Raw genomic sequence first — 1,718 nt, 5'->3', positions numbered from 1 at the left:
CCCGCGGCCCGAGGCGGACGGGCAGCGCGGCGAGGTGCCAGGCGGCCGGGTTCGGGCCGCGCTCGACGGCCTCCGGGCCGACCGCGAGGGCCAGCTGCGGGTACGTCCGCAGCAGCGTCCCGAAGGCGACCACCGCCTCCTGGTGCGCCAGCGCCGCGCCCAGGCAGCGGTGGGTGCCGTAGCCGAAGCCCAGGTGCGCCTCGTGGTGCCCGGCGCCGTCGGGCGCGGCGGCCCGGCAGACGTCCAGGCGCTCCGGATCTGCGTAGGCCCGCGGGTCGTGGTTGGCCCCGGCGAGGATCGGCATCACCGCCTCGCCCTTGCGGATCGGGGTGCCGGCCAGGGTGAGGTCCTCCGTCGCGTAGCGCGGCACCCCGCCGATGGTCGGACCGCACCAGCGCATCAGCTCGTCGACGGCTGCGGGCAGCAGGCCCGGATCCGCCCGGACCAGCGCCAGCTGTTCGGGGTGGGCGAGCAGCGCGGCCGTGCCGTTGCCGATCAGGGTGGCGGTGGTCTCGTGGCCGGCCACGATCAGGTTGAGGGTCAGCGAGACGGACTCCACCGGGGCCAGGGTGTCGCCCTCCGCGGCGGCCAGCCGGGAGAGCAGGCCCTCGGCCGGTTCGGCCCTGCGGCGCTCGACCAGCTCCCGGGCGGCGGCCACCATGGCGCGCAGCGCCTCGTCCAGGCCGGGCCCGGCGCCCCGGCCGAGGTAGGAGCTCCACTGGCGCCACTGCGGGCGGTCGGACTCGGGGATGCCGAGCAGTTCGCAGATCACCGTGACGGGCAGCGGGTAGGCGAAGTTCGCGACCAGGTCGACCACGCCGTCCGGGCCGGCGTGCTCGGGCAGCGCCCGGGCGTACTCCTCGGCGAGCCGTTCGATCCGGGGCCGCAGCCGCTCCACCGCGCCGGCCGTGAAGGCGGGGTGCACCAGAGCGCGCATCCGGCGGTGCCGGGCGCCGTCCGCGCCGAAGATCCCGGCGCGCAGGTACTTCGCACACTCGGGCGGCATGCCGCGGGCGCGCCAGACCTGCTCGGTGCGGTGCGCGGGGAGCGCTGCAGCGGCCTCGTCCGCCGTGCCGGTCGCGTCGGCGAGGGAGGCGGGGACGGCGAGGCCGCCCGGGGCGGCGGGGCTCTCGGCGGTGTCGAGGCCGTCGGCGGTGACGGGGCCGTTCACGGCGTTCACGTCGTTGACGAAACGCGGGTCGGACAGCACCGTACGCACGTCCTGGTAGCGGACGGCGATCCAGAACGGCTCCACGCCGGGGATGGTGGCGCGGGCGAGCGGGGCGCGCTCGCGCAGCTCGGCGAAGGCGGTGAAGGGGTCGCGGATCAGGTGGTCGGCACGCAGGTCGACGGTCTCGACCGGTTCGGCGGTGGTCACGGCTGCCTCCTCAGGAGTCGCGAGGTCCGACTGATCACGGATCGTGACGGAGACGGGTGGCGCGAGCCCCGGTTTCCGGGCCGGATTCACTCGATCGAGCACAGAGGATCGTTTCCCCCGGTCGGCGGATGATCGTTTCCTCCGGTTCCTCGGAAGCCGGACCTCCGGGACCAGGACCGGCCCGCCCGAAGCCCGGGTCCGGGTGCGTGGCATGCTCGGGGCCATGACCACCGCGCCCCTGCCGCCCGTCGCCGCCGTCCGCAACCCGATCGGCGCCCACGTCCCGGTGGCCGGCCGCGGGCTGGCCGGCACCGGCCTGGCGTACGCGGGCCGGGTCGGC

At 76.5% G+C, this 1,718-nt stretch carries 1 protein-coding gene and 1 pseudogene; one reads left to right on the top strand and one right to left on the bottom strand.

Going from position 1 to position 1,718, the window contains the following annotated elements:
• On the bottom strand, positions 1 to 1,378 hold a 1,378-nt coding region (locus KS423_RS45025; RefSeq protein WP_224285448.1), incomplete at its 3' end, for a cytochrome P450.
• 223 nt (positions 1,379 to 1,601) lie between these two features.
• Between KS423_RS45025 and KS423_RS48710 the strand changes: the two are divergent.
• Positions 1,602 to 1,718 (top strand): annotated as a pseudogene (locus KS423_RS48710) (endonuclease IV); the annotation flags it as partial.

The sequence above is a fragment of the Streptomyces sp. LS1784 genome (assembly GCF_020103755.1).
Taxonomy (GTDB): Bacteria; Actinomycetota; Actinomycetes; order Streptomycetales; family Streptomycetaceae; genus Kitasatospora.
The sequence above is the reverse complement of the archived record's forward strand: the minus strand, read 5'-3'. Positions and strand labels throughout refer to the sequence as shown.